Origin of the sequence: Kitasatospora sp. NPDC093679, assembly GCF_040683455.1 — a bacterium.
Lineage (GTDB): Bacteria > Actinomycetota > Actinomycetes > Streptomycetales > Streptomycetaceae > Kitasatospora > Kitasatospora arboriphila.
This window is the reverse complement of the sequence record NZ_JBFBDW010000120.1, coordinates 1-1,115: the sequence shown is the minus strand read 5'-3', so window position 1 is coordinate 1,115 and position 1,115 is coordinate 1. Positions and strand designations below refer to the sequence as shown.

Sequence of the window (1,115 nt, the reverse complement as noted above, 5' to 3'; positions counted from 1 at the left end):
GGTGGATGGGGCCGTCGCCGGTGGAGAGGGGCAGGCAGCTGCCGCCGCGGCGGTGGGCGACGATCTCGGCGGCGACGGAGACGGCGGTCTCCTCGGGGGTGCGGGCGCCGAGGTCGAGGCCGATGGGGGAGCGGAGGCGGGCGATCTCGGCCTCGGTGAGGCCGGTCTCGCGCAGGCGGGTGGTGCGGTCGTGGTGGGTGCGGCGTGATCCCATGGCGCCGACGTAGCCGACGGGCAGGCGCAGGGCGCGCTCCAGCAGGGGGATGTCGAACTTGGCGTCGTGGGTGAGGACGCACAGGACGGTGCGGCCGTCGATGCGGTGGTGCTGGGTGTCGAGGTAGCGGTGCGGCCAGTCGACGACGATCTCGTCGGCGTCGGGGAAGCGGCGGGGGGTGGCGAAGACGGGGCGGGCGTCGCAGACGGTGACGTGGTAGCCGAGGAACTTGCCGATGCGGACGACGGCGGCGGCGAAGTCGATGGCGCCGAAGACGATCATGCGGGGGGCGGGGACGTGGGACTCGACGAAGACGGTGACGGTGCCCTGGTCGGTGGGGTCGCAGGGGCGGCCGTCGAGGGCGAGGACGACGGTGCCGGTGCGGCCGGCGTCGAGCATGGCGCGGGCCTCGGCGACGATCGAGCGCTCCAGCGACAGCGTGGTCGGCCCGGGCGTGGCGGCGGCCGCGGAGGACACCGGGGAGAGGCCGCCGTGGTGGGCGTCGGCGGTGACGGCGAGGGCGGCGCCGAGCAGGGCGTCGGGGCCGGAGGCGATCCGGGCGAGGGCGACGGGGGTGCCGGAGGCGATGTACGCGATGCCGGTGTCGATCGCGGGGTCGGTGCCGGGCACCACCGGCTGGACGAGGACGTCGAGGATGCCGCCGCAGGTCAGGCCGACGGCGAAGGCGTCCTCGTCGCTGTAGCCGAAGCGTTCCAGGACGGGTTCGCCGGTGCGGATCGCCTGCCGGCACAGGTCGTAGACGGCGCTCTCGACGCAGCCGCCGGAGACCGAGCCGATCGCCTCGCCGGTCTCGTCGACGGCGAGCGCGGCGCCGGGGTCGCGGGGGGCGCTGCCAAAGACGCCGACGACGGTGGCCACGGCGAAGGAGCGCCCGGACGCG

The 1,115-nt window shown here is 75.7% G+C and carries 1 protein-coding gene; it reads right to left on the bottom strand.

Annotated elements, in window-relative coordinates:
* On the bottom strand, positions 1–1,115 hold a 1,115-nt coding region (locus AB0O09_RS38720; protein WP_363550512.1), incomplete at both ends, for an XdhC/CoxI family protein.